The organism is Comamonas composti DSM 21721 (genome assembly GCF_000429845.1).
GTDB lineage: Bacteria > Pseudomonadota > Gammaproteobacteria > Burkholderiales > Burkholderiaceae_C > Comamonas > Comamonas composti.
In genome coordinates this window covers 18,847-40,827 of sequence record NZ_KE386975.1, presented here as the reverse complement: position 1 = coordinate 40,827, position 21,981 = coordinate 18,847, and the positions used below count along the sequence as shown (strand labels likewise).

The 21,981-nt window shown below is 65.5% G+C and carries 19 protein-coding genes; all 19 read left to right on the top strand.

Translation table 11 applies throughout. The features are described 5' to 3' along the window. Positions 1-231: hypothetical protein (locus G486_RS0120840; RefSeq protein WP_027017268.1), on the top strand; the 231-nt coding region annotated here is incomplete at its 5' end. Positions 232-299: 68 nt separating this feature from the next. Continuing rightward, positions 300-827 (top strand): OmpA family protein, encoded by a 528-nt coding sequence (locus tag G486_RS0120835; RefSeq protein WP_051303714.1) that lies wholly within the window; start codon positions 300-302, stop codon positions 825-827. Between the two features lie 56 nt (positions 828-883). Continuing rightward, positions 884-3,775 carry a UDP-N-acetylmuramoyl-tripeptide--D-alanyl-D-alanine ligase gene (locus tag G486_RS23015; protein ID WP_051303713.1) on the top strand — a complete coding sequence of 964 codons (2,892 nt, stop codon included), beginning with the start codon at positions 884-886 and terminating at the stop codon, positions 3,773-3,775. Between the two features lie 120 nt (positions 3,776-3,895). Beyond that, the gene (locus tag G486_RS23010; RefSeq protein ID WP_034388678.1) at positions 3,896-5,725 is read left to right on the top strand and encodes a peptidase domain-containing ABC transporter; all 1,830 of its coding nucleotides are present in this window, start codon (positions 3,896-3,898) and stop codon (positions 5,723-5,725) included. Then, a complete protein-coding gene (locus G486_RS0120820; RefSeq protein WP_027017266.1) occupies positions 5,722-7,062 on the top strand; it encodes an HlyD family type I secretion periplasmic adaptor subunit in 1,341 nt (446 codons plus the stop codon). Before G486_RS23010 ends, G486_RS0120820 begins: the two co-directional genes overlap by 4 nt. Then, complete coding sequence (locus tag G486_RS23005; protein ID WP_245587384.1) at positions 7,062-8,579, top strand: TolC family protein; 1,518 nt, start codon at positions 7,062-7,064, stop codon at positions 8,577-8,579. The genes G486_RS0120820 and G486_RS23005 overlap by 1 nt, the downstream gene beginning before the upstream one ends. Before the next feature lie 91 nt (positions 8,580-8,670). After that, positions 8,671-8,862, top strand: a complete 192-nt coding sequence (locus G486_RS0120810; RefSeq protein ID WP_027017265.1) for a Flp family type IVb pilin — start codon at positions 8,671-8,673, stop codon at positions 8,860-8,862. Between the two features lie 4 nt (positions 8,863-8,866). Next, positions 8,867-9,460 carry an A24 family peptidase gene (locus G486_RS0120805; RefSeq protein ID WP_084455480.1) on the top strand — a complete coding sequence of 198 codons (594 nt, stop codon included), beginning with the start codon at positions 8,867-8,869 and terminating at the stop codon, positions 9,458-9,460. Between the two features lie 178 nt (positions 9,461-9,638). Continuing rightward, the gene (gene cpaB / locus G486_RS0120800) at positions 9,639-10,658 is read left to right on the top strand and encodes a Flp pilus assembly protein CpaB (RefSeq protein ID WP_027017263.1); all 1,020 of its coding nucleotides are present in this window, start codon (positions 9,639-9,641) and stop codon (positions 10,656-10,658) included. Between the two features lie 132 nt (positions 10,659-10,790). After that, positions 10,791-12,167, top strand: a complete 1,377-nt coding sequence (locus G486_RS0120795) for a type II and III secretion system protein family protein (RefSeq protein ID WP_027017262.1) — start codon at positions 10,791-10,793, stop codon at positions 12,165-12,167. A 4-nt stretch (positions 12,168-12,171) separates the two neighbouring features. Continuing rightward, the gene (locus G486_RS0120790) at positions 12,172-13,692 is read left to right on the top strand and encodes a P-loop NTPase family protein (protein WP_027017261.1); all 1,521 of its coding nucleotides are present in this window, start codon (positions 12,172-12,174) and stop codon (positions 13,690-13,692) included. Positions 13,693-13,699: 7 nt separating this feature from the next. After that, entirely contained in the window at positions 13,700-15,019 is a 1,320-nt protein-coding gene (locus G486_RS0120785) for a CpaF family protein (protein WP_034388675.1), read from the top strand. Then, positions 15,016-15,963, top strand: a complete 948-nt coding sequence (locus G486_RS0120780; protein WP_027017259.1) for a type II secretion system F family protein — start codon at positions 15,016-15,018, stop codon at positions 15,961-15,963. The genes G486_RS0120785 and G486_RS0120780 overlap by 4 nt, the downstream gene beginning before the upstream one ends. Before the next feature lie 84 nt (positions 15,964-16,047). Continuing rightward, positions 16,048-17,076, top strand: a complete 1,029-nt coding sequence (locus G486_RS0120775) for a type II secretion system F family protein (RefSeq protein WP_027017258.1) — start codon at positions 16,048-16,050, stop codon at positions 17,074-17,076. A 2-nt stretch (positions 17,077-17,078) separates the two neighbouring features. Next, a complete protein-coding gene (locus G486_RS23000; protein WP_051303712.1) occupies positions 17,079-18,044 on the top strand; it encodes a tetratricopeptide repeat protein in 966 nt (321 codons plus the stop codon). A gap of 10 nt (positions 18,045-18,054) precedes the next feature. Further along, positions 18,055-18,504, top strand: a complete 450-nt coding sequence (locus G486_RS23220; protein ID WP_051303711.1) for a DUF3613 domain-containing protein — start codon at positions 18,055-18,057, stop codon at positions 18,502-18,504. Positions 18,505-18,513: 9 nt separating this feature from the next. Beyond that, positions 18,514-19,038, top strand: a complete 525-nt coding sequence (locus G486_RS0120760; protein WP_027017257.1) for a TadE/TadG family type IV pilus assembly protein — start codon at positions 18,514-18,516, stop codon at positions 19,036-19,038. 105 nt (positions 19,039-19,143) lie between these two features. Next, positions 19,144-19,626, top strand: a complete 483-nt coding sequence (locus G486_RS23215) for a TadE/TadG family type IV pilus assembly protein (protein WP_027017256.1) — start codon at positions 19,144-19,146, stop codon at positions 19,624-19,626. 15 nt (positions 19,627-19,641) lie between these two features. Further along, the gene (locus tag G486_RS0120750) at positions 19,642-21,951 is read left to right on the top strand and encodes a TadE/TadG family type IV pilus assembly protein (protein ID WP_051303710.1); all 2,310 of its coding nucleotides are present in this window, start codon (positions 19,642-19,644) and stop codon (positions 21,949-21,951) included. Positions 21,952-21,981 lie beyond the last annotated feature (30 nt).

Sequence of the window (21,981 nt, the reverse complement as noted above, 5' to 3'; positions counted from 1 at the left end):
GTGCTGGGTGACAAGGGCCTGCTGGGCGGCCTGCTTGGAGGCAATGGCGGCCTGCTCGGTGGCCTGCTGGGCGGCAAGCCCACAGCCGCAGCTCTTGCGAGCGGCGACTTCGCCAGCGCAGACCTGCAACCCGTGGCCATGGCCATCAGCAGCCAGGAGCATGGTCTCGGCCATGAAATGGGCGCCAGCCTGTCCCTGGCCCAGCAACTGCAGCACAGCCAGTTGCTGTGATGCCCGGCGGCCAGGCCGCCTGTTATTGCCGGCACCACCGGAAAGTGGTGCCGGTTCTAGGAGACCCCATGTTCAACCTGTTCCCACTGTCCACGGCGCTTGTGGTCGTCACCTGCCTGACCACGGGGCTGGCGGCCTGCAGCACCGCCCCCGCCACCACGTCCAAGCGCGCAGAGCACAACTACGCCTTTGGCAAGCCGGCTGGCACCAGCTCGCAGATCACACCCGTGGTCGCCCAAAGCCCGGCCGAAGGAAGCGGCCCCGCGCACACGGCCCACATCGTCTATTTCGACTATGACTCCTATACCGTTCGTAGCGCGGATCGCGGCACGCTCGAAAGCCATGCCAAGTGGTTGCGCAACAACCCCCAGCAGACGCTGAGCCTGCAAGGCCATACCGACAGCCGTGGCGGCATTGAATACAACCTGGCCCTGGGCCAGAAGCGTGCCGAAGCCGTTCGCAAGAGCCTTCAGTTGCTCGGCGCTTCGCCGACCCGCGTCGAGGCCGTGAGCTACGGCAAGGAGCGGCTGGCCGACAACGCCAGCAGCGAGACTGCGCACCAGCGCAATCGCCGCGTCGAGTTCAAGTACCGCTGAGACCGGTCCCGTCCCCGCAGTCCCCGCTGCTTTCGCACTCTGATAAAGAAACCAACATGCTGTCGCAGCAACTGGCAAAAAGCCTGGAGTACCTGGAGAGGCACTTGCTGCTCCTGCCCTCCCCCTATCCGGGCTGCGTGATGTTTTTCACGGTCTCGGCAGCGGATCAGGAAGTCTCCGTGTTTCACGTACGCGCCAGCACTCTCGATGCGGCCTGGAACGAAGGCGCGACCCGGCTCAGGCAATGGGCCTGGGCACGCAAGCAAAATGCGGTGACGCTGCGCATAGACTGGGTGCACCAGATCTCGGATCTGAACGAGGATTACGAGCCCAGATCCGAAGGCGGCATCCTGCCCCTCGCCGTAGCCGACAGCAAGCTCGAACGGATAGACCTGCTGCCCTCATCCTGGCTGCCTGAGGGTCCGGGCCTTTCTCGCCGCCTCCATACCGGTGCCCAGGCACCCCGGGGAGATCAGGAGCCGACCCTGCTGCTGCATCTGCGCAGCATCTACATAGAGGAGTCAGGGCCTGTCACAGCCCTGGTCCAGACCCTGGACCCCGCCCCCAGCCCCAGGCCGCAGCGCATGCCTCCCATGCGCACCACGCTGTCCCTGCTGCTGCAGCAACAGCGCAGCAATGGCAGTTGGCAGGAGCAGCCCTCTTTGTCCACTCATCTGGGCATGACCTACGCGCTGGTTCATGCCCAGCGCCAGATACACGACGACCGCCTGCCCTATGCGATAGAGCGCGCCATGGCCTACCTGGAGCTGCTGCCCCTGCCTGCACCGGGTGCCCTGATCGACTGCGCAATGGCACTCGTGGTGCGTTCCCGTTACCTGGGCAGTTCGGCACTTGCCAGGGCTCCAGGCGCGCCGGGCTCTGCCAGACGTCTGCCGCAAATGGATTTGCTGGCCACGACCCTGATGGCCAACCTGCACTCGGCCCGGGAATGGGATCTGCTGTGGCTGCTGCTGGCCTTGCAGGCCTATGGCGAGATGCGTCCCGAAGAGCCGCCATCGGCCCTGCTGCAGGCCACACGCCTAGCCCTGAGCCAGCGGCCTCTGCGCCAGCAGGCCTTGACGCTGCTGCAGTCCTCGCAGCCGCTGTCCAGCCAGCCCTGGCTGGGCATGGTGCTGGCCGAATGCGTGCTGCTGCCAGCCGACAGCAAGGCGCCGGACACCGAAACCCTGAGCCAGTGTTCGGCCCTGTTGCACGAGCATCTGTACCGGCTCAACCAGCACACGCTGCTGCCCGAGCATGCGCTGCACCTGCCTCCGGCCAAGCGACTGCATGCGGCCATGCTGACCCCGGATGCAAGACGCCTGCTGACCACACCCAGCACCTCGGCCCAGTTGCTCACCACCTTGCTGGCCGGGCGCGAGCTGCTGGACCTGCTAGCCTCCTATGGCACCAGAGCCCAGGATCTTCTGGGACTGCATCGCAGGAGCGAGCCCTCGCCATTCCAGGCGCCGACCAAAAGCCAGGAAAATTCCGTCCAGCCCCTGGACCAGCCCCTGATCTGGGATGCGGCCACGCTGGCCTGCGTCATGCAGGGGCGCTGGCTCAATGCGCCTACCGATCCGCAGGCGCTCACCTGCGCAGGCCTGGATGTAAGCCGGCAAAGCCATCTGCCGGGAGCAGCCGTGCTCGTGCGCCAGAACGACCAGCCTCTGGGCGTGCCCGCAGCCCTGCTGCCGACCCTGAATCCAGCGGCGCTGATCAGCGCCAGCCCCGGTCCTCTGCTGACCCACGGCTACCCCGTGCTGCATGTCGCAGATCTGGAAGCCGGCCTGCGCCGCCTGGCCTGCGCCACGCGCAGCCGCATCAACCGGCCCGTGATCGCCGTCACCGGCTGCACGGGCAAGAGCTCCACGCTGAGCATGCTGCGCCACTGCCAGGATGAGGAGCCGAGCCCGCGCACGCAGGCCCTGCAAACCCAGAGCACGGCCCTGCAGATGATCAACTGGAGCCAGACCTCTGCCTGCGCCCATGTGGAGCTGGCCCTGAGCGATCTGCAGCAGGACCTGCCCATGGTCCTGCCCGATGTACTGGTCATCACCAACCTCGAAGCCGAGCACGCAAGCAGCCCCGAGCAAGGCGCCATGAGCGGCCTGCTGCTGCAGACCGTGAGACGCGCGCTGCGCGCGCTGCGCCCCGGAACCACGCTGATCATGCCCCAGCACCTGAGCCTGCGGCTCGTGGCATCCGGCATGGCCCGCAAAAACGGCCTGCGCCTGATCACCTTCGGGCCCCAGCCCGGGGCATCGCTGCGCGAGCTCATCGTCCATTACGACAGCCTGCAACTGCGCGCCCCGGATCTGGAACTCAAGCTGCGCCTGAGCGCCGACGGCCTGCACATGGCCCGCAACGCCCAGGCCACGCTGGCCACGCTGCAGGCCCTGGGCCGCTGCCTGAACATGGCCAGCACACGTCTGGCCCGATGGCTGCCCATGAGCGGCCTGGGCCAGCCCCAGCACCTGCCCGGTGGCATCTGCCTGCTGGACCACAGCCGGGCCAGGCATCTGCTTTCCATGCAGGCGGCGTTTGCGCAATTGATCAAGCACTCGCCCCTGGGATTGCAGAGCGTGATCGCCATCGCGGGCATAGATGACTTTGGCCACGCATCGGACGAAGCCGCCCAGCTCACCCTGCAGCCGCTGATACGTGCCAGCCGTGCCAAGAGCGTACTGCTCTACGGCCCTGCGCTGCGCGCCCTGGCCGTGTCCCTCGCGGATCTCGCCCAGGTCCAGTGGTTCAACGACCTCAACCAACTGATCCGCAGCCTGCTGCATGTAAGCAGCCCCGGCGACACCGTGCTGCTCGCGGGCCGCAGTTCCGCCAACTTCGCCATTGCGGCCGATGCCCTGCGCGAATACGCCTGTACCGCAAGCAAGGTCAACTACCACATACAAGAAAAAGATGGAAGCTCTTTTATCAAAACTAATTAAGTTAAGCAGTTGATTAATTAATTTTCTTGATGCAAATCACCAAAACTCAATCTGTGATGCATCATCGTAACAATTGTTTTCATTTGTCAGACGATGAAAAAACACCTCTAACAAGCATAAATGCTCGGATATCTGCACCCCTTTCCCACGACAGCTGCCGCCTCGGCATCCCCTCCCGGGGATACGCAGGACTCGCCCGCCTCGGCCATCGCCCATGCGTTTGCCAAGGCCAGACAGCAGCTGCACAAGGCAGCCTGGCTTTCACTGCCCATAGGCCTGCTGGGGTTGCTGCCGTCGATCTTTCTGCTCCAGGTCTACAACCGGGTCATCGCCCATGGCGGCACGGCCACGCTCACGGCCATGGTGGCCGGCGCCCTGTGCTTTCTGGGTCTTGAATGGTGGCTGCGCCGCCAGCGCGCGCGAGCCTTGCGCGAAGCCGGGGCCATGATCGATCGCGATGTCTCCCAGGCCTTGATGCACTCCATGCTGCGCCGCCCGCTGGCTGCACTCGAGCAGCGCCCTGCGAGCCAGTGGCTGCAGCTGTTCCGCGATGTGGGCACCATGCGCTCCGGGCTTTCGGGCGGACTGGCCTCGGCCATGCTCGACCTGCCCATGGCGGCGCTGGCCCTGATCGTGGTCGGCATCATTGCCTGGCCCGTACTGCCTGTGCTGCTGGTCGCCATGCTGATCCTCGGCCTGCTGGCCTGGTGGTGGTCGGACGAGGTGCGCAGCGGTCGCGTCGAGGAGATTGCACGCTCGCGCCTGCTCGATCGCGGCACGGCCGAGATCTGCAATGCACGCGTCACGCTCAAGGTGCTCGGCTATGACGCAGCCGCGCTCCAGACCTGGCAGGCAGGCTACGACCGCTGGCTAGCGGAGAGTTTTTCCCGCAACGGCGAGCTGGAGAACGCCAGGGAGTCCAGCACCGTGCTGCTGACCCTGTTTTCCATCGCCGTGATCACTGTGGGCGCCATCGCCATCAATGCCCAATGGATGAGCATTGGCGCACTCATGGCCGTGAACCTGCTTTCGGGCAAGGCCCTGGCGCCCGTGGCCCAGCTCGCGGGCGGCTGGCGTTCCATGGCCCAGGCCAACGAGGCCGCGCAGCGCCTGCAATCCGCACTGCAGGAGCCGCAGCAGATCGCAGCCCAGGAACTGGAGCTGCCGCGCCCCAAGGGCCGGCTGGTGCTCGACCAGGTCAGCTACCAGTACCCGGGCGGACACCTCGCGCTGGAGCAGGTGAGCCTGGACATAGGCCCGGGCGGCCTGCATGTGATCGTGGGCCGCAACGGCGCCGGCAAGTCCACGCTGGCCAAGCTGATTGCCGGCCTGTACCAGCCCGACCAGGGCCGCATCTTCATAGACGAATACGACATGGCCCAGTTCTCGCGCGAGGACCTGGGCCGGTGGATAGGCTGTCTGGCCCAGCAGGTGTACTGGTTCAGCGGCCCCATCATCGAGGCGCTGCGCATGGCTGCTGCCGATGCGGACGACAGGCAGATCCTCACTGCCTGCCAGCTCACTGGAGCGCATGACTTCATCAGCCGCCTGCCCCATGGCTACCAGACCCCGCTGGGCGAAGCCGGCGCAGGTCTGTCGGCCGGTGAGCTGCGCAAGCTGGCCCTGGCCCAGTTGTTCCTGCGCAATCCTTCGGTGCTGGTGCTGGACGAGCCCAGCAGCGATCTGGACTTCGAGAGCGAAACCGCCCTGCTGCAGACCTTGCTGCGCATCGCTGCCCAGCACACGGTGATCATCGTCACCCACTCCCCGCGCGTGGCCTCGCTGGCCCGCCGCATCTATCACGTGCGTGGCGACGGCAGCGTGGAGCAGGGCACGCCGGCCGAGCTCATGCCTTCGCTGTTCGGCATTCCTGCGGCCCAGACCGCCAGCCAGGCCTCGGCGTCCCAGACAAATGCCGCCCAGGCTCCGGCCGAGGAGCTCACGCCATGACACGCGACACCGGCCGCGACCTGCCCCTGGCACTCAAGCAAGCCCAGGGCCGCACCGCCGCACCGCGGCCCCTGCCTGCTGGCAGGCGCCGCCCGGGCCGGCGCGAGCTGATCATGGGGGCGGCCGCCGTGCTGGTGCTCATCGGCCTGTTCTATCCCGTGGAAAACGTGGTCGTCGCCAGCGGCCAGGTGATTCCCTCGGACCGCGTGCAAACCGTACAGCATCTTGAGGGCGGCATCGTCACGGCCGTACATGTGCGCGAAGGCCAGGCCGTGGCCCAGGGCCAGCCGCTGCTGGAGATCGATCTGGGCGGCGCCAGCCTCAACCTTGAGCAGTTGAGCGCACGCCATGCCACGGCACGTGGCGTGAAGACACGCCTCACGGCCGAGAGCCTGGGCAAGCCCTTGCAGGCCGGCGATTTCGCAGCCGAGCTCGAAGCGCATATCGTCCAGGCCGAGCTCGGCGCCTTTGCCTCGCGCGCACTGGAGCACCGGGGCAGCATGGCCTCGGCCCAGGCCCAGCTCGCCCAGGCCCATGGGGAGGTCGCGCAAATCCAGGCACGCATTCAGGGTCTGGAGACCAATTTCAGGCTGCACCAGGAGGAGGCGGCGATTGCAGGCCAGCTCGTGGCCGAGCAGCTCATAGGCCAGCTCGAAGTCATAGACAAGCAGCGCGCACTCGAACAGGTGCGGGCCGAGCTGGCCACCGCGCGCCAGACCCTGGTCAGCAACCAGGCCAAGATCGCCCAGGCCCAGGCCAGACTCGTCGAGACCCAGGGCAGCTTTCAGCGCCGCGCCTCGGAAGAGCTGGCCCAGGTCGAGCGCGAGCTGCTGAGTCTGAGTGAAGACCTCGCGCGTGCCCGCAGCCAGCGCACGCGCACGGCCGTTCTGGCGCCTACGGACGGCGTGGTCAAGGGTTTGCGCAGCGCTGGCGCGGGCTGGGTCATCAAGCCTGGCGAGCCGATTTTGGAAGTCGTGCCCGACAAGGATGAGATCCTCGTCGAAGCCCGCCTCAACCCTGCGGATCGCGGCTATGTGCGCGTAGGCCAGGCCACCAAGGCCAAGATCACGGCCTATGACTTTCTGCGCTACGGCTTCGTGCCCGGCGAGGTCACCCTGGTTGCCCCCGACGCCGACCGCGACCCCAACCAGCCCCAGGCAGGCTCGTATTTCCGCATCCAGGCCAACCTCAGACAGCCCTGGGTAGGCCGCACGGACAACCGCATCACCACGGGCATGCAGGCCGAGCTCGACCTGCTGCTCGGCCATGAGCCTTTCATCTGGTATTTGCTGCGCCCCATGCTGCGCATCCAGAGCGAGGCTTTCCGGGAGCCATGATGCAAGCCGTCCACCGCCTTCGCCGCCCATGCTGCACAGGCCTGCTGTGCGCGCTCTGGCTCGGCTGTGCCGTTCAGGCCCAGGCCGCACCGGCACGGCTCAAGCTGGAGCAGCGCTTTGCACCGGCCTCGCTCGCAGGCCAGCAGGGCGAGCAGCGCCTGAGCGCCGCGCTGCTGAGCATGCTCATCGAACACCCCGACGTGCTCAAGGCCCAGGCCGCACTGGAGTCCGCAGGCCACGACCTGAGTTCGGCGCGCGGTGCACGCTGGCCCAGCTTCAAGATCGGCACCTCGGGCGGCAATGCCCAGTTGCGCCAGACCCGGGAGTCCTACTCCACCGTCAATGCCGAAGTGCGCATGAACCTGCTCGATGGCGGGGCCATAGGCGCCGGCATACGCTCGGCCGAATCGCTGCAGGCGGCCCAGACCAGCGTGCTCTACGGCGCGCGCCAGAACGTGCTGCTGGAAGCGCTGACCGCCTTGCTCGAATGGCACCGCTTTGACAGCAAGGCGCGCATCGCGGCCGAGTCGGCGCGCATCATCGGCCAGTTGGCCCGCATCGAGGAGCGCCGCGCCGAGCTCGGCGCCGTGGGCCGCAACGACCTGCGCCAGGCGGCCTCGCGCCGTGCAGGAGCGCTGGGCCAGCAGCATGCACTCGAAGCCCAGCGCATGGATGCACTCGCACGCTTTACGCGCTACTTCAACTTCAGGCCCGAAAATGGCTGGCTGCCCGCCTTGCAAGTGCCTGCGCAATGGATGCCGGCCAGCGAAAACGCAGCCCTGCAGGCCTCCGAAGCCCACAGCCCCGAGCTCAGGGAGATGGAGCAGCAGATCGCCAAGGCCGAGGCCGAGGTCGAGCGCAGCAAGGCCCAGCGCTTTCCGACGCTGGCCGCCGTGGTCGCGCACACCCGCGACCCCAAGGGCGTGCTCTATGCTGACGGCACGCGCTATGGCGTGGAGCTCAACTGGAACTTCGGCAACGGCTTCGAGCTGCGCGACCGCATTCTCAAGGCCATCAACGAGCTGCAGGCCCAGCAGGCCCAACAGGAAGCCGTGCGCCGCCAGGTGCGCGAAACCGCCTCCGCCGCCTGGGGCCGAACCCAGGCCGGGCACGAACGCGAAACCCAGCTTGCCGATGCCGTGCGCGAAGCCCGTGCCACCTTTGAAGGACGCAGGCGCCTGCTCGAAGTCGGCCGAGGCAGCCTGGCCCAGGTGCTCGACGCCCAGCTCGACATGCAGCGCCTGATGCTCGACGAAGCCGATGCCATCTACGACCAGCGCATCAACGAGCTGCGCCTGGTGCGCACCACGGGCCAGTTGCTGCCGCCCACCCTGCCCGAGCACTGGCTGGACAAGCTGTTCGCGGCCCCGCCGCCCAGCCCCGCCGCCCCGGCCAGCCGACACGCCCAGCGCCAGCAGCCAGCCCCCAGGCCGCAGCTACGCCTGGCTTCCAGCTTGAATACGCGGCGGTTGCCGCCCTATGACAGACCCCCGATCAGCGCCAGCGCAAGCTGGTGAAGCCAACGTTTTCGTCACAGTGACCGGTGTTCGCCCATCGCCAGCCACTGCTTTTATCCATGGGCCTTGTTTAGTAGATGGAGACCAAGCCATGAACCAAATCATCAAGAACTTCTGGAAGGACGAAGAAGGCGCAACCGCCATCGAGTACGGCCTGATTGCCGGGCTGATTGCCGTGGCACTCATCGGAGTCATGACCACACTTGGTACTGATCTGGGCGATCTTTTCAAGCGAGTCAGCACAGGCCTCAAGGCTGCCGTAACGTCCGCGGACAAGAAGTAAATTCATGGGCGCCACCCCATCCATCCTGCTTCTGCTATGGCTGACTGCCATAGCCGTCATGGACCTGCGCATGCGCAAGGTGCGCAACTGGATGGTGCTGCTGGGCCTGGCAACAGGTCTGGTGGCGCTGTTCAGCGGCGTACAGCCGTTCTGGGTCGAACCCTGGGATGGCGTGATCGGCATGCTGGCCGCGTTTGCGGCCCTGCTGCCGTTCTATGCGCTGCGCTGGATGGGAGCCGGGGATGTGAAGTTTGCCGCCGTCATGGGGCTGTGGTTCGGGTTCTCGCCCTCGCTGCTGCTCATCTGGCTGGGCGGCAGCCTGCTCGCAGGCCTGCATGGCCTGCTGGTGCTCGCATGGCGAGCGTTCAGCCCAAGTCCGTATGCGAGCTGGCTGCAGGCCAGGCTGCCGCTGCGTCTGGGCTCCGCCCTCTCGGGCCTCGCGGCCCCGGCGCCAGGTCATGGTGCGCCACAGCCGGCCCTGCCGGCTGCCGGCGCGCCCCGGCGGGTCATACAGCGCAGCATTCCCTACGCAGGCTATATGGCCCTGACCGCCATCTGGCTGGTGCTAGAAAACGGCCCACCGCTGAGCAGCTCATGAATATTCAGCCCATATGCATGCACCCAGCCTTCTCTGCCAGGCAGCCACGGCCACTGGATGCTTTGCTGTCGCAGCTTGCTGCAGGCACGACAGCAAAGCCGCTGATTGCCGCACGCGCATGCCATGCGCGGGAATTTCTCCAAACACCTATAGACACCCTTGAGCAGGAACACAAGCCATGAACCTCACCAAGATTCTTGCCGGGCTGCTGGTCGTGCTGGCCATTGGCCTGGCCTTTGTTGCCTGGATGCTGGGCCGCGAGCCCCAGCGTCCCGTGGCACCGATTGCAGCCGCCAGTGGCGAGGCGGCGGCCAAAGCCGAGCCGGCCCAGATGCATGACGTGGTCCTGATCGCCAGGCCCGTGGCGGCCGGCCAGCGTCTGACGGCCGAGGACCTCAAGCTCGGCCAGATGCCCACGCCCATCGTGAACAGCTTTGCCAAGACCGAAGCCGTGCTGGGCCGCACGACCCTGATTGCGCTGCCCGCCGAAGCACCGCTGTTCGAGCAGCATCTGCTGCACGGCCTGGCCCTGCAGATCGAGCCCGGCCAGCGCGCGCTGTCGATTGCGATCAAGGAGCAGATGGCCGCCGGCCACCATGTGCGCCCCGGCGACTTCGTGGATGTCTTTGTGACCCTGGAAGACAAAAGCGGCCAGACCGCAGCCGATACCCATGCGCGCCTGCTGCTGGCCCGCAGCCGCGTTCTGGCCTATGGCCAGGCCAGCGTGGAGAACCCACCGCCCACCGCAGCCCAGGCCGCCCAGGAGGAAGAAAGCAGCCAGCGCCGGGGCAGCAGCCGCGAGCGCGAATACCAGGCCTCACGCCCTGAAAACGCCAACACCGCCGTGCTGGCCGTGCCTCTGGAAGACGTGCAGCGCCTGGCCCTGGCCGAGAAATACGGCCAGCTCACCCTGGCCTTGCGCCACCCCGACGACACAGCCCTGCCCAACCCCGAGCTGTTCGCCGCCCTGCCTTCAGCGCTGCGCCCGCTGCCAGGACGCCTGCCCAAGGGAGAGCAGATGCAGGCTGCGGACAAGGCCTTTGCCGGTCTGCGCTTCAAGGACCTGGCAGCAACCGGTACTGGCGCCGCACCGCGCCAGACGGGCAGCGCCGTACGCACCCAGGCGAGCCCCAGGCCCGAGCGCCAGCAAAGCGTGGAGCTCCATCAGGGCGCAGCCGTGCAAAGAGTCAGCTACTAAAGCGCCCAGGATCTGCACAAAAAATGAATAAAACCACCGCAAACCCCCATGGAAAAAGCGCTAGCAGCTATCTTTCAAATAGCAAGTCTTCGAATACCGGGGCCCGTCCCCAGCTCTGGTGAGGGAGCGACCATGACAACCGCAATGATTTCGCCACACCACTTCGCAGCCTGTGCGGCCCTGCTGGCCCTGGCCTTGCCGACTGCTGCTTTTTCCTCCGAAGAGCAGCAGACTTCGGACCAGGACACCGAGCTCACCAGCCTGGAAGCCGAAGACCCGGCGCTGCAGTTGTCCGTGGGACGTCAGCATCTGCTGCAGCCCGCAACGACGCTGAGCCGGATTGCCGTGGGCGACCCGAACGTGCTCGACGTCAAGATCCTGCGCTCGGCCAGCGGCGGCACGGCGGCCGAGCTGCTGCTCACGCCCAAGGCCCCGGGCCGGACCACGCTGACCCTGTGGCCACCCAAGGGTCTGCCCGAGACCCGGGAGGTCCAGGTCAGCGGCCAGCGCCTGGTCCTCGCCAAGCGTCTGTCCTCGGTGATCGCACACGACCAGGCGCTGAGCGAGCTGCGCCAGGGCGCGCCCGAGAACACGCCTGTCGTCGACCGCTCGGAGATCAGCACCCGCAGCAATACCGTGCAGGTCGAAGTGCAGGTGGTGGAGTTCAAGAAATCGGCTCTCAAGCGCGCAGGCATCAACCTGCTCAGCAATGGCGCCAACAGCCACGGCTTCAGCTTCGGCATGTATACGCCGGGCTCGGGCGGCAGCGGTGGCTCGTCGGGGGGCTCGGGTGACGGCGGGGGCTCGGCCATCTCCAGCGCCATGAACCTGGTGATGGGCTTTGGCAAGGCCTTTGGCGGCAGCGGCCTCAGCGCCCAGCTCAACCTCATGGAGGGCAACGGCCTGGCGCGCGTGCTGGCCAAGCCCACCCTGGTGGCGCACACGGGCCAGAACGCAAGCTTTCTGGCCGGTGGAGAAATCCCCATTCCCGTGCCCAGCCGTGACGGCAACGTGGCCATCCGCTACAAGGAGTTCGGCGTCAAGCTGCAGCTCACACCCACGATCCTCTCGAACGAGCGCATTGCCCTCAAGGTCGCGCCTGAGGCCAGCGATCTGGACTTCACGGGCGGCGTGACGATCAGCGGCGTGTCCGTGCCTGCCGTGCGCATGCGCCGTGCCGACACCATGGTCGAACTCGCCGACGGCGAGAGCTTTGTCATCGGTGGCCTGGTGAGCCGCAACACCACCTCCAGCGTCAACAAGGTGCCTCTGCTCGGCGACCTGCCCGTGCTGGGCAGCTTCTTCAAGAACCTCAACTACTCACAGGAGGACAGCGAGCTGGTCATCATCGTCACCCCGCATCTGGTCAAGCCCCTGCCCCCGCACTCGGATCTGCAGGCCCTGCTGCCAGGCGAGCGCGCCGAACAGCGCAACGCAGGCCGCGTCTGGGCACCGTTTGTTGCAGGTCCTGTGGACCGCTCCATGGCCTTGCCAGGCTTCTCGCGCTAAGGCCATGAGCACCCTGCCCTTTCCCTCGCAGCGGCCCGTGGAGCCCGGGGCCTGCGCTGCGCCGCCACCGGCATCATCTCCAGCAGAGTCGCCAACCACCCTGGAAGCCTTGCTCTCGCTGGACCGGGCCCCCGCAGCGGCTGCCCAGGCCGAGCCCGGGCGGCTGCATGCCCCCGGGCTTTCGCCCGCCGACTCTGCATCCGCTCAGAAGCCCCCTCTCGCTGCGCAGCGTGTGCGGCCCTTGGCCATGCCCGCTGACACCGCAGCCGCCGAAGAGGCCAGCATTGCACCCCATACCCAGCTGCTGCTGATCCACTCGGGCGGCCCGGACGGGGCCATGGTCCAGGCCTGGATGCAAAGCATGCTCATGGGCGCCAAGCTGCACCTGGCCCACTTTGACGATCTGGCCATACGCCATCAGTTGCAACACCAGCCCCAGCTCGTGTTCATCCACTTCACACCGGCCACCATGGAGGCCGCCACGGCCCTGGCCGGCGAGCTGCAGGCCCTGCACCCCAGGATGCCGCGCGTGGCCGTGGGCCACACCAAGACGCCGGACTGCATGCTTGCCGCCCTGCGCGCAGGCGTGCAGGATTTTCTCGATGTGGATGCGCCCACCCATGCAGTCCTGCAGACCGTGCAGGCCCTTTTGAGCCGCTCCCCCGTGCATGCCGCGCCCAGGCCTGGTTGCGCCCTCACGGCCCTCGTCTCGGCTCGCGCCGGCATGGGCACCAGTCTTCTGGCTTCTCACCTGGCCCTGCATGTGCAGCACATGCTGCAGCAGTCTGCCACCGGGAATGAACCGGCTGCCGATGCGCTTCAAAGTCTGCTCATCGACCTGGGCAGCCCGAGCAGCGATTGCGGCCTGTACCTCAATACCGCGGGCGAGTTCGACTTCGTCGAGGCCGTCAGCCATCTGCGCCGCTTCGACCGGCGCCTGGCCCACAGCGCCCTGGCACGCCACGCCAGCGGCCTGCATCTGCTGGGCCTGCCGCGCCAGCCCGAGGCCTGCGAGCACCTGGCCTCGTCCGATGTGGACGGCCTGCTGCTCAATCTGCGTCAGTACTTCCAGCATGTGTTTGCCGACCTCGGTGCCGTGGCCGTGCCCCGGCTGGCCAGCCGCCTGGCCCTCAAGGCCAGCGAGATCTGGGTGGTCTGCGACCAAAGCGTGGCCAGCGTGGTCTCGACCACGGAGCTGCTGCTGAGGCTCGACGCACAGCAGGTGGACCGCAAGCGCATGGGCCTGATCGTCAATCGCCATGACAGGCAGCTCGAACTCGATGCCCAGCAGATAGCGCAGCAGTTGCAACTGCCCCTGCTGGGCGTGATTCCCGAGCGCCGCCGCGAGCTGGTCCAGGCCGTGAATCAGGGCCGGCTGCTGACCGAGCAACCCCAGGTCGACCCCTACATGCAGGCCGTGCAAAGACTTGCCGCGCCCCTGCTCTCCAGACATCACCCCCGGACTGCGGCTGCCCCTGCAACTGGTGTCCTGAGCCGATTCCTGCAACACATCAGAAGAAGCTGAACCCATCATGACGACCACGGCTTATCCCGCGCCCACGGAAATTTCGGCCAGCGAATTCGAGCACAGCCCCCTGTTCGCCGACCTGAAGAACCGTACGCACGAGCACCTGCTCAGCCGCATAGAAGAGCTGGGGGCCGAGTTCGGCCGCTGGTCGCAAGCGGCCATAGCCCAGTTCGTGCTGCTCGAGCTCGACAGCTTCATACGCCTGCACTCCGTACCCGTGAACGAGCAGGAAGCCCTGCTCGTGGCCCGGGCCCTCACACGCGAGCTCACGGGCCTGGGCCCGCTGCAGGAGCTGCTCGAAGACGCGCGCGTGGAAGACATTTTGATCAACGGCTACGACAACATCTTTGTCTCACGCGGCGGCATGCTGAAGCGCGAGAGCCTGCACTTCAAGGACAACGAACATGTGCTGCGCATCGTGCGGCGCATTCTTGCGCCGCTGGGCCGGCGTCTGGACGAGTCCAGCCCCATGGTCGATGCACGCCTGCCCGACGGCGGACGCATCAACGTCGTCATCGAGCCCCTGTCCATAGACGGCCCCTCGGTCTCCATACGCAAGTTCCGCAAGGATCCGCTGACCCCGGCCGAGCTGGTGCAGTTGGGCACCTTCAACCAGGATATCTGCCGCATTCTGGAGATGGCCGTGCAGTCGCGCTGCAACATCCTGGTCAGCGGCGGCACCAGCTCGGGCAAGACCTCGCTGCTCAACGCCCTGGCCAGCTTCATCCCGGGCAGCGAACGCATCGTGAGCATAGAAGACACGGCCGAGCTGTCCCTCAACCACAACCATGTGGTGAGGCTGGAAAGCCGCCCCGGCAGCTTTGACGGCACGGGCCTGATCAGCATTCGCGACCTGCTGCGCAACAGCCTGCGCATGCGCCCCGACCGCATCATCGTGGGCGAGGTGCGCAGCGGCGAGGTGCTGGATTTGCTGCAGGCCATGAACACCGGCCACGACGGCTCCATGGGCACGATCCATGCAAGCTCTCCGCGCGAATGCCTTTACCGCGCCGAGATGCTGGCCGGCTTTGCGGGCTTTCAGGGCAGCGAAATCAGCCTGCGCCGCCAGATCGCGAATGCCGTGGACTTCATCGTGCAGATAGGCCGACTGTCCAACGGACGCCGGCGTCTGCTGTCGCTGACCGAGGTCACGGGCATGACGGACAACATGATCTCCATGCAGGAGCTCTACCGCTACGAGCCCCAGGTCGGGCCCGATGGCCAGGAGCATGACCAGTGGGTCTCGCTGGGCATTTCCCCGCATTCGCCCAAGCTGCTCAACTGGTGGCGCCTGCAGCAGGCTGCACAAGGAGGCCGTGGATGACGAGCCTGTCCCCAGCAACCCTGGTCCTGGCGGCCCTGGCCTGCCTGTTTCTGGCCCTGGCCCTGGGTCTTTTGCTGCGCGCGCAGCATCGGCAGCAGCAGCAATCCACACGGCAGCACCTGCAGCGTCGCCTGGACCTGCAGCTCGATCAGTTGCACAAGGCCGAGGCCGGAGCCTCCCCATCCATGGGCCGGACACAGGCATCGGCCTTGTCCACCTGGATAGAGCAGCATCTGAGCCTGGGAGCCTGGGGAATCACGCCGCAGGCCCTGCTGCTTTTGCTGGGCTGCGGCCTGCTGCTGCTTTTGCTGGCCTCGGTCAAGGGCGGCCTGGTCCTCGGCCTCATGGCCCTGGCGCTCTACGCACTGCTGTGCAGCTTTGCCATCTGGCGCCGGCTGTCCAAGCGCCGCGAAAAGCTGCTGCACCAGCTGCCCGGCTTTCTGGACAACATGGTGCGCCTGATCTCCATCGGCAACTCGCCGCATGCGGCATTTCAGCTGGCCGCAGGCAATGTGCCCGCACCGCTGGGCCAGGCGCTGGAGCAGGCCGTCGCTGCGCTCAGCGCCTCGCCGGACCTGGGCCAGGCCATGGGCCAGCTGGAGCGCTCCTGGCGCCTGGCCGAGTTCGGTCTGCTGGCCGCCGTATTCCGCATGAGCGTGCGCTACGGCGGGCGCGCCGACCTGGTGCTAGAGCGTGTCTCCACCTATATCCGCGACCGCCAGTCGGCCGAGCGCGAACTGCACGCCATGTCCGCAGAAATCAGGCTTTCGGCCTGGGTTCTGGCCCTGCTTCCCATCGTCGTGGGCGCGCTCATCATGGTGCTCAACCAGGGCTATTTCATGCGCATGTGGAACGACGCCAGCGGCCAGAGAATGATTCTGATCGCGGCCGGACTCGAAGCCTTTGGCTCGCTGCTGCTCTATCGCCTGGCGCGCCTCAAATAGTTCAGGAGAGCACATGTTCCTGTCTACCCCCCTCTCCTGGTCTGTGCTCCTGCACCTGACAGCCGTACCCATCGGGAGCCATGCATGAGCGCCCAGCTGCTTTGGATCATCAGCCTGACTCTGGGTGCCCTGGGCCTGGCCCTGGGTGCTGCCAGCCTGATCTGGCGCCTGCTGCGTTCGGCCCGGGCCCAGGCCCAGGTCGGCAAGCTCCTGCAGGACCGTGAAGCGCATGCACCGGTCTCCTCGCCAGCATCGCCAGCGCCCCTCATGGCCGAAGGCAGCCCCTTCACAATGCCCGGCAGCACGCAGCAGTTGCTCAACCCGCAGGCAACCCCAGGCTCGGGCAGTTCCCAGGACCTGGCTGCCAGCCTGCAGCCCCCGGCCTGGCTGGAGTCCGGCCTGGCCAAGGCCTTGCTTGCCGATGAGGACCGCAAGCTGCTGGACCAGGCCGGCATCAGCCTGCGCAACGGCTCCATGGTCTATGTGGCCAGCCGGCTGGCCCTGGGCATAGCCCTGCCGCTGCTGGCCCTGGTGTTGTTGAAGCCTGCCGGCATCAGTCTTCTCATCTACGCCTTTTTCGGCTTTGGCCTGGGCCTGATGCTGCCCAAGTGGATCGTGGGCTCCAAGGCCAGGCGCCGACGCGAGCAGGTGGTCGAGGAGCTGCCCCTGTTCGTGGACCTGCTGCGCCTGCTCCAGGGCGTAGGCCTGAGCGTGGACCAGAGCCTGCAAATCCTGGCCACGGAATTCGGCAGCGTGCTGCGCGTGCTCAGCGGCGAGCTCACGCTGGCCAACCAGCTCTATGCCAACGGCCGCAGCCGCGAACAGTCCTTCCAGCGCCTGGCCCACCTGAGCGCCGACGAAGACATGAGCGCCGTGGTCAACCTGCTGGTACAGGTGGACCGCCATGGCGGAGCCGTGCAGGAGCCGCTGCGCGAATTCAGCGTGCGCCTGCGCGAAAAGCGCCAGGCCGGCTTCAAGGAAAAGATCGGTGCCATCACCGTGAAGATGACCGGCGTCATGGTGCTCACCCTGCTGCCAGCCCTGCTGGTGATCACGGCCGGCCCAGGCTTCATGGCCGTCATACGCTCGCTATCGAGCATGGGAGGACGCTGAACATGGCTGCCCCGACATTCCGCCACCAGCCCCGAAGATATGCAGTGGCTGCTCTTCTTGCCGCCTTGGCCCTGCTCGGCGGCTGTGCCAGCCAGCCCGGGCAGGGCTACGGCCAGGCAGCACAGCAAAGCACGGCCGCCCAGGCCCAGCAGCAAATGCAGGCCGCAGAACAGGCGAACCAGGTGGATACCGTTCAGACCTATCTGGACCTGATCGTGCAGATGCAACAGGCCGGCCAGTGGTATGCGTCGCTGGCCCATACCGAGGCCTTTGAGCAGCAGCACGGCGCCAACGTCCGGATACGCCTGCTGCGTGCCGATGCGCTGCGCAACACTGGCCAGGTTCCGGCAGCCCAACAGGCTTACACGGCCTTGCTGGACGGTAGCGACAGCACACTGCTTGCACGCGCCAGGCGCGGCCTGGGCCTGCTGCATGCGAGTCAGGGCCAGTATGCGCAAGCGGTCAGCCAGTTCGAACAGGCACGCCGGCTCAACCCCATAGATGCCAGCGTGCTCAGCGATCTCGCCTATGCCCACATGCTGGACGGACAACTGGCGCCCGCCCGCTTGCCCATCCAGCAGGCTGCCCAGCTCGCACCCGCGAATGCGCGCGTGCAGCTCAACCTGGCCTTGTTCTGGCTGGCCAGCGGCGAGCAGGCCCAGGCGGCCGAGCTGCTGCAAAAGCTGTCCCAGCCGCAGGCGAAGAATGCCCCCGCGCTGATAGATGAAGACTCTTTGCAAACCCTGCAGGCCCAGCTGGCCCAGGTGCGGCAGGCCGTGCACATGCGCGCGGCAGCCCCGCAGGCCGCAGCCGCGCCAGCGATGCGCTCCATCACCATCACCCGCCAGGCCATTGCGGCCCAGCCGGTTGCAGCGCCGGCAGTTGCGCCGGCAGCCCTGCCCCCTGCCATGCCCCAACCACCCACGGCCAGCACGGCCGAGAGCCATGCCAACAACCACCCGTTCTAAGCAGCCCGCCATGCAATCCACCACCACCCTCAGCCGTCCTCAAGAGCTGGCTTGCAGCCTTGTCCGTCACGCACTGCCCATGCTGCTCGTGTTCGGCCTGGCCCAGGCCCAGGCCCAGCAGGACGCACCCGACCGAAGTGTGGCCCAGGTCGAAATCCAGCTGGCACCCGATGCCGGCACCAGGCTCGGGCCGCAGGCAGATCCGGTGCAGGCAGCAGCGCCACGGCCTGCTGTTCCCGCGAGCACCAGAGCGCTGCAGCCTCTCAACAGAACGGCCGCCGAGGTCGGCCATGCCACCGAGCAGTTGCTGGCCATGCAGCGCGCCTCTGAAGGCCAGCGCCCGCGTCCCATAGACGGCGAGCATGCGAGCCGCAGCCTGCAGCGCTACCTCAAGAGTTTCGAGACCGAAATCCCCGAGCACTACGAGACAGGGATAGACACGGGCGCGAGCTCACGCTGAGACACCGTCATGCCCATACAGCCCCGTCATTCCCCGCCCAGCCCTCAAGGCCGCCAGCGCGGTGTCTACGCACTGGAGTGGGCGATCATCTTTCCGGTATTTTTTGCGCTGCTCTACGCCATCATCAGCTTCGGCCTGGCGTTTCTCGTCAGGGAGTCAGCCCAATGGGCGGCCGAAGATGGTGTGCGTGCCACGCTGCAATACCAGGCCAATTGGCAGTTGAGGGAGGTCAACGCCAAGCAGGTGGTGAAGGACAGTCTCGGCTGGCTGCCCGACGGTCTGCGGCCCGACGATTCGCGCATCAGCCTCAAGCTGTGCCGGCTAGGCGATGACGCGCTGTGCAGCCCCTCTCTGGAGTGCAGCAGCCATCCCGACAAGCTGTGCATGGCACATCTGCAGGTCTTCATCCCCTATGACAAGCAGCCCCTGGCCCCCATGCCCTGGATTCCGGGCTTTGCACAGCTCGATGCCCCGGAGATGGCTGCCAGGGCCAGCATCCTCATCGAACAAGACGTCAGCCAAAGTGCCCTCTAAGAACGTGTTTATGACCGCCTCGGCCAAGCGGCAGCAGCGCAAGAGCCGCCCACCCAAGCCTCCGCAACCGGAGTGTCCCAGCTGGGTGCGCGCTGGAGAAGTGATATGAATCCTCATCAAAAAAAACCTCTGGCACGCAAACGCCAGGCAGGCGTGGCGGCAGTGGAGTTTGCCCTGATCGCGGTAGTCATGCTGAGCCTGTTTGCCGGCCTGAGCATCTACTGGGATGTTCTCCAAACCCAGCAGGTTCTGAGCAGAGCCACGGGGGACGGTGCACGCCAGGCACACCGCCTGCTGACGTCCGGCGGCATGAACACCTCCGAGATCGAGTCCGTCGTGGGGCGCACCGTGTGCGACAGCCTCGACTCCTATCTGCCGCTGCAGTCATGTGCGCAGGACGTGAAGGTGTCTTTGACCGAGGAAGCAGGCCGGCCCCGCGAAAGAAAACTCACCGTCGAATACCAGCGTCCGCCCATGCTGGGCCGCAAAAACCCGGATGAGACACACCCAAGCAACCCAAAGCCTTTATCTCAAGAGCCGGACACCTTGCAGGCGGTCAGCATCATCACGCTTCCCTTGAGGCAGTAAAAAGGAAGTCCACGCATGACGCACTTCTCCAACGTCCACAAGATCTTCGCCGCCCGCAGGCGCCGGGCCAGCCAGCGCGGCAGCATTCTGGTGCAGTTTGCGCTCGCAGCCTCGGTCCTGGCCTTGATGCTGGGTACGGCCGACCTGGGCTTCATGTTCTATGCCAAGCGCGATCTGCAACGCATCGCCGACCTCGCAGCCATCGAGGCCGTGAATGGCCTGGGGCCGAATGCAAGAGCGCCCGGCAGCCTGGGCTTATGCCAGAGCGCAGGCCAGGAGAGCCTCGCCCGCAACCTCCCGCTGTTCGTGGACAGCTATTCCAGATCCTCGGTGCTCTGCGGCATCTGGGATTCGAAGGCTTTGGCCCACAAGGCGCCTCAATACTTCGAGACACTCAGCCAGTCTGGTCAAGACAGCTCGCCGAATGCAGCCCATGTGGAACTGGAAGCCCAGTCGCTGGTGCTGATTCCCGGTCTGTGGAGCCATACCATCAGCGCCGAGGCGATTGCCAAGCGCAGCGAGCCCATGGCGGCCTTTCAGGTCGGCTCCCAGTTGCTGAACCTCAATGCCAATGCGCCTCTGGGCAAGATCCTCAAGCTGGTCGGCGTGGATGTGGACAAGCTGTCCGTGCTCGACTGGGAGGGCCTGGCGAATGCCAAGATCACGCCTTCCGGCCTGCTCAAGGCCCTGGGCGTAAACCTGGGCCTGGACGGACTTTCAGCCCTTTCCCCTCAGGAGATCGCCAAACTCAGCAATCTGACCTTGCTGCACCTGCTTGACGCCTCGCTCAAGCTCGTCGGAGACAAGACCCTGGAAGCCGACATCAAGGCCATCATCGATCTGCTGGATGTCAAGATCGACGGCTTCAAGCTGCTCGACATGAAGGTTCCGCTGCTGGGCGGCGATGACAACAAGGGATTGCTGACCTTTTTGTCGCTGGGCTCGAACAGCTCGCCCAACTTCGCAGCCCTGGATGTACAGCTAGGCCTGGCCGACATTCTGCAGACCGCGATTCTCGTGGGCGCCAACGGTCATGCGCTGCAGGTCAAGGAGCTCAATGTGCTGAACCTGGTCAAGACCAGCCTCACCGTGGTCGAGCCCCCCACGATTGCCGTGGGCCCGATTGGCACCAAGGCCAATAGCGCACAGATACGGCTGAATATTGATATTGATTCCAACCGCATGCCCTTGCTTGGCGACCTGCTCAACAAACTGCTGAAGATACGTATCAACCTGCCCATCAAGATTGACAGCGTGAGCGCCGACGCCAAGCTCGAGGCCGTTTACTGCCCCGATCCCGACCGGGACAACAAGCCGTCGATTGATCTTGGAGTGAACTCGCGTGTCGCGAAAATTGTGATCGGCCATCCCGACCGGAGCGCAACCGACCCCGAGAACACCTTGATAAAAACGCCTCTGGCCGTCAACGTCAGAGGCCCCATCACGGCCTCTGTTCTTGAAGCTCGCAAAGAGTCCATCAATCTCATCAAGGATGAGCTCAAGTGGAGCAAGAAAAACTCCTTGCTTCTTGGGAACACGGTAGAGGCCCTGACCAATACTGTATTCAATCTGCTGGGGGGAATTTTCACCCCTCCAATGCTCGGCTCGGGGTGGAGTGGCATGAGCTCCTCGGGCATGAGCCCTGAGCAGGCCAAGGCAGCTCAGATAGAAATGCTTGCTGAAGCCTACCTAGAAGAAACCAAAGTCAACGGTTTCTACAACGTAGATGCCGCACTCGATCTGCTGCTCAACGGTAAAGGCGACCCCAGCAAGGAAGGGTATATGCCCAAGCTGGTCAACAACGACTTTCGCTTCAACAAGGCAATTCCAACGCTGGACTGTGTCTGGACTCTTGGCCTGTACGCATGCCCAACCAGCAATTGGTCTGAAGGCAGCTTCTCGGAGGCCTTCACGGCCTATACCAGCAAGCCCATGGGGCTGCTGAACATCGTGGGTATTCCTCTCATCGATACCAAGAATGGCTACTACAGCTGCGCCGGCCTGCTCTCATCCTTGCTGAGCTGGAACACCTGTGTTCTGAACAACCTCAACAGCCTGCTCAAAAACCACAGCAACCATGCCAACCTGACTGATGGAAATGCACTGGTCAACTCCTTGAAGGACAAATCCTCAGACAGCATGACCTGCAGCGGCGCCCTGTGCATCATGCTCAAGCCCATTCTTCAGCCCCTCAAATGGCTGCTCAATGGCTTGGGTGAGGCCATTCTTTCCCCATTGCTCACCAAGGTCCTTGGCTTGAATTTGGGGCAGAACGAAGTCAAGGCCCTGGAGATCAACTGCGAAGCCGCCCAGATCGTGTATTGAGGGCGCGAACAGGTGCACGGATAACAAAAC

Bases quoted from the DNA above. Each gene is read 5' to 3' on its own strand.
- G486_RS0120790 (WP_027017261.1), top strand. From the start codon at position 12,172: ATGAGCACCCTGCCCTTTCCCTCGCAGCGGCCCGTGGAGCCCGGGGCC.
- G486_RS0120775 (WP_027017258.1), top strand. From the start codon at position 16,048: ATGAGCGCCCAGCTGCTTTGGATCATCAGCCTGACTCTGGGTGCCCTG.
- G486_RS0120805 (WP_084455480.1), top strand. From the start codon at position 8,867: ATGGGCGCCACCCCATCCATCCTGCTTCTGCTATGGCTGACTGCCATA.
- G486_RS0120780 (WP_027017259.1), top strand. From the start codon at position 15,016: ATGACGAGCCTGTCCCCAGCAACCCTGGTCCTGGCGGCCCTGGCCTGC.
- G486_RS23000 (WP_051303712.1), top strand. From the start codon at position 17,079: ATGGCTGCCCCGACATTCCGCCACCAGCCCCGAAGATATGCAGTGGCT.
- G486_RS0120750 (WP_051303710.1), top strand. From the start codon at position 19,642: ATGACGCACTTCTCCAACGTCCACAAGATCTTCGCCGCCCGCAGGCGC.
- G486_RS23215 (WP_027017256.1), top strand. From the start codon at position 19,144: ATGAATCCTCATCAAAAAAAACCTCTGGCACGCAAACGCCAGGCAGGC.
- G486_RS23220 (WP_051303711.1), top strand. From the start codon at position 18,055: ATGCAATCCACCACCACCCTCAGCCGTCCTCAAGAGCTGGCTTGCAGC.
- G486_RS23010 (WP_034388678.1), top strand. From the start codon at position 3,896: ATGCTCGGATATCTGCACCCCTTTCCCACGACAGCTGCCGCCTCGGCA.
- G486_RS0120785 (WP_034388675.1), top strand. From the start codon at position 13,700: ATGACGACCACGGCTTATCCCGCGCCCACGGAAATTTCGGCCAGCGAA.
- G486_RS0120820 (WP_027017266.1), top strand. From the start codon at position 5,722: ATGACACGCGACACCGGCCGCGACCTGCCCCTGGCACTCAAGCAAGCC.
- G486_RS23005 (WP_245587384.1), top strand. From the start codon at position 7,062: ATGCAAGCCGTCCACCGCCTTCGCCGCCCATGCTGCACAGGCCTGCTG.
- G486_RS0120760 (WP_027017257.1), top strand. From the start codon at position 18,514: ATGCCCATACAGCCCCGTCATTCCCCGCCCAGCCCTCAAGGCCGCCAG.
- G486_RS0120795 (WP_027017262.1), top strand. From the start codon at position 10,791: ATGACAACCGCAATGATTTCGCCACACCACTTCGCAGCCTGTGCGGCC.
- G486_RS23015 (WP_051303713.1), top strand. From the start codon at position 884: ATGCTGTCGCAGCAACTGGCAAAAAGCCTGGAGTACCTGGAGAGGCAC.
- cpaB (WP_027017263.1), top strand. From the start codon at position 9,639: ATGAACCTCACCAAGATTCTTGCCGGGCTGCTGGTCGTGCTGGCCATT.
- G486_RS0120835 (WP_051303714.1), top strand. From the start codon at position 300: ATGTTCAACCTGTTCCCACTGTCCACGGCGCTTGTGGTCGTCACCTGC.
- G486_RS0120810 (WP_027017265.1), top strand. From the start codon at position 8,671: ATGAACCAAATCATCAAGAACTTCTGGAAGGACGAAGAAGGCGCAACC.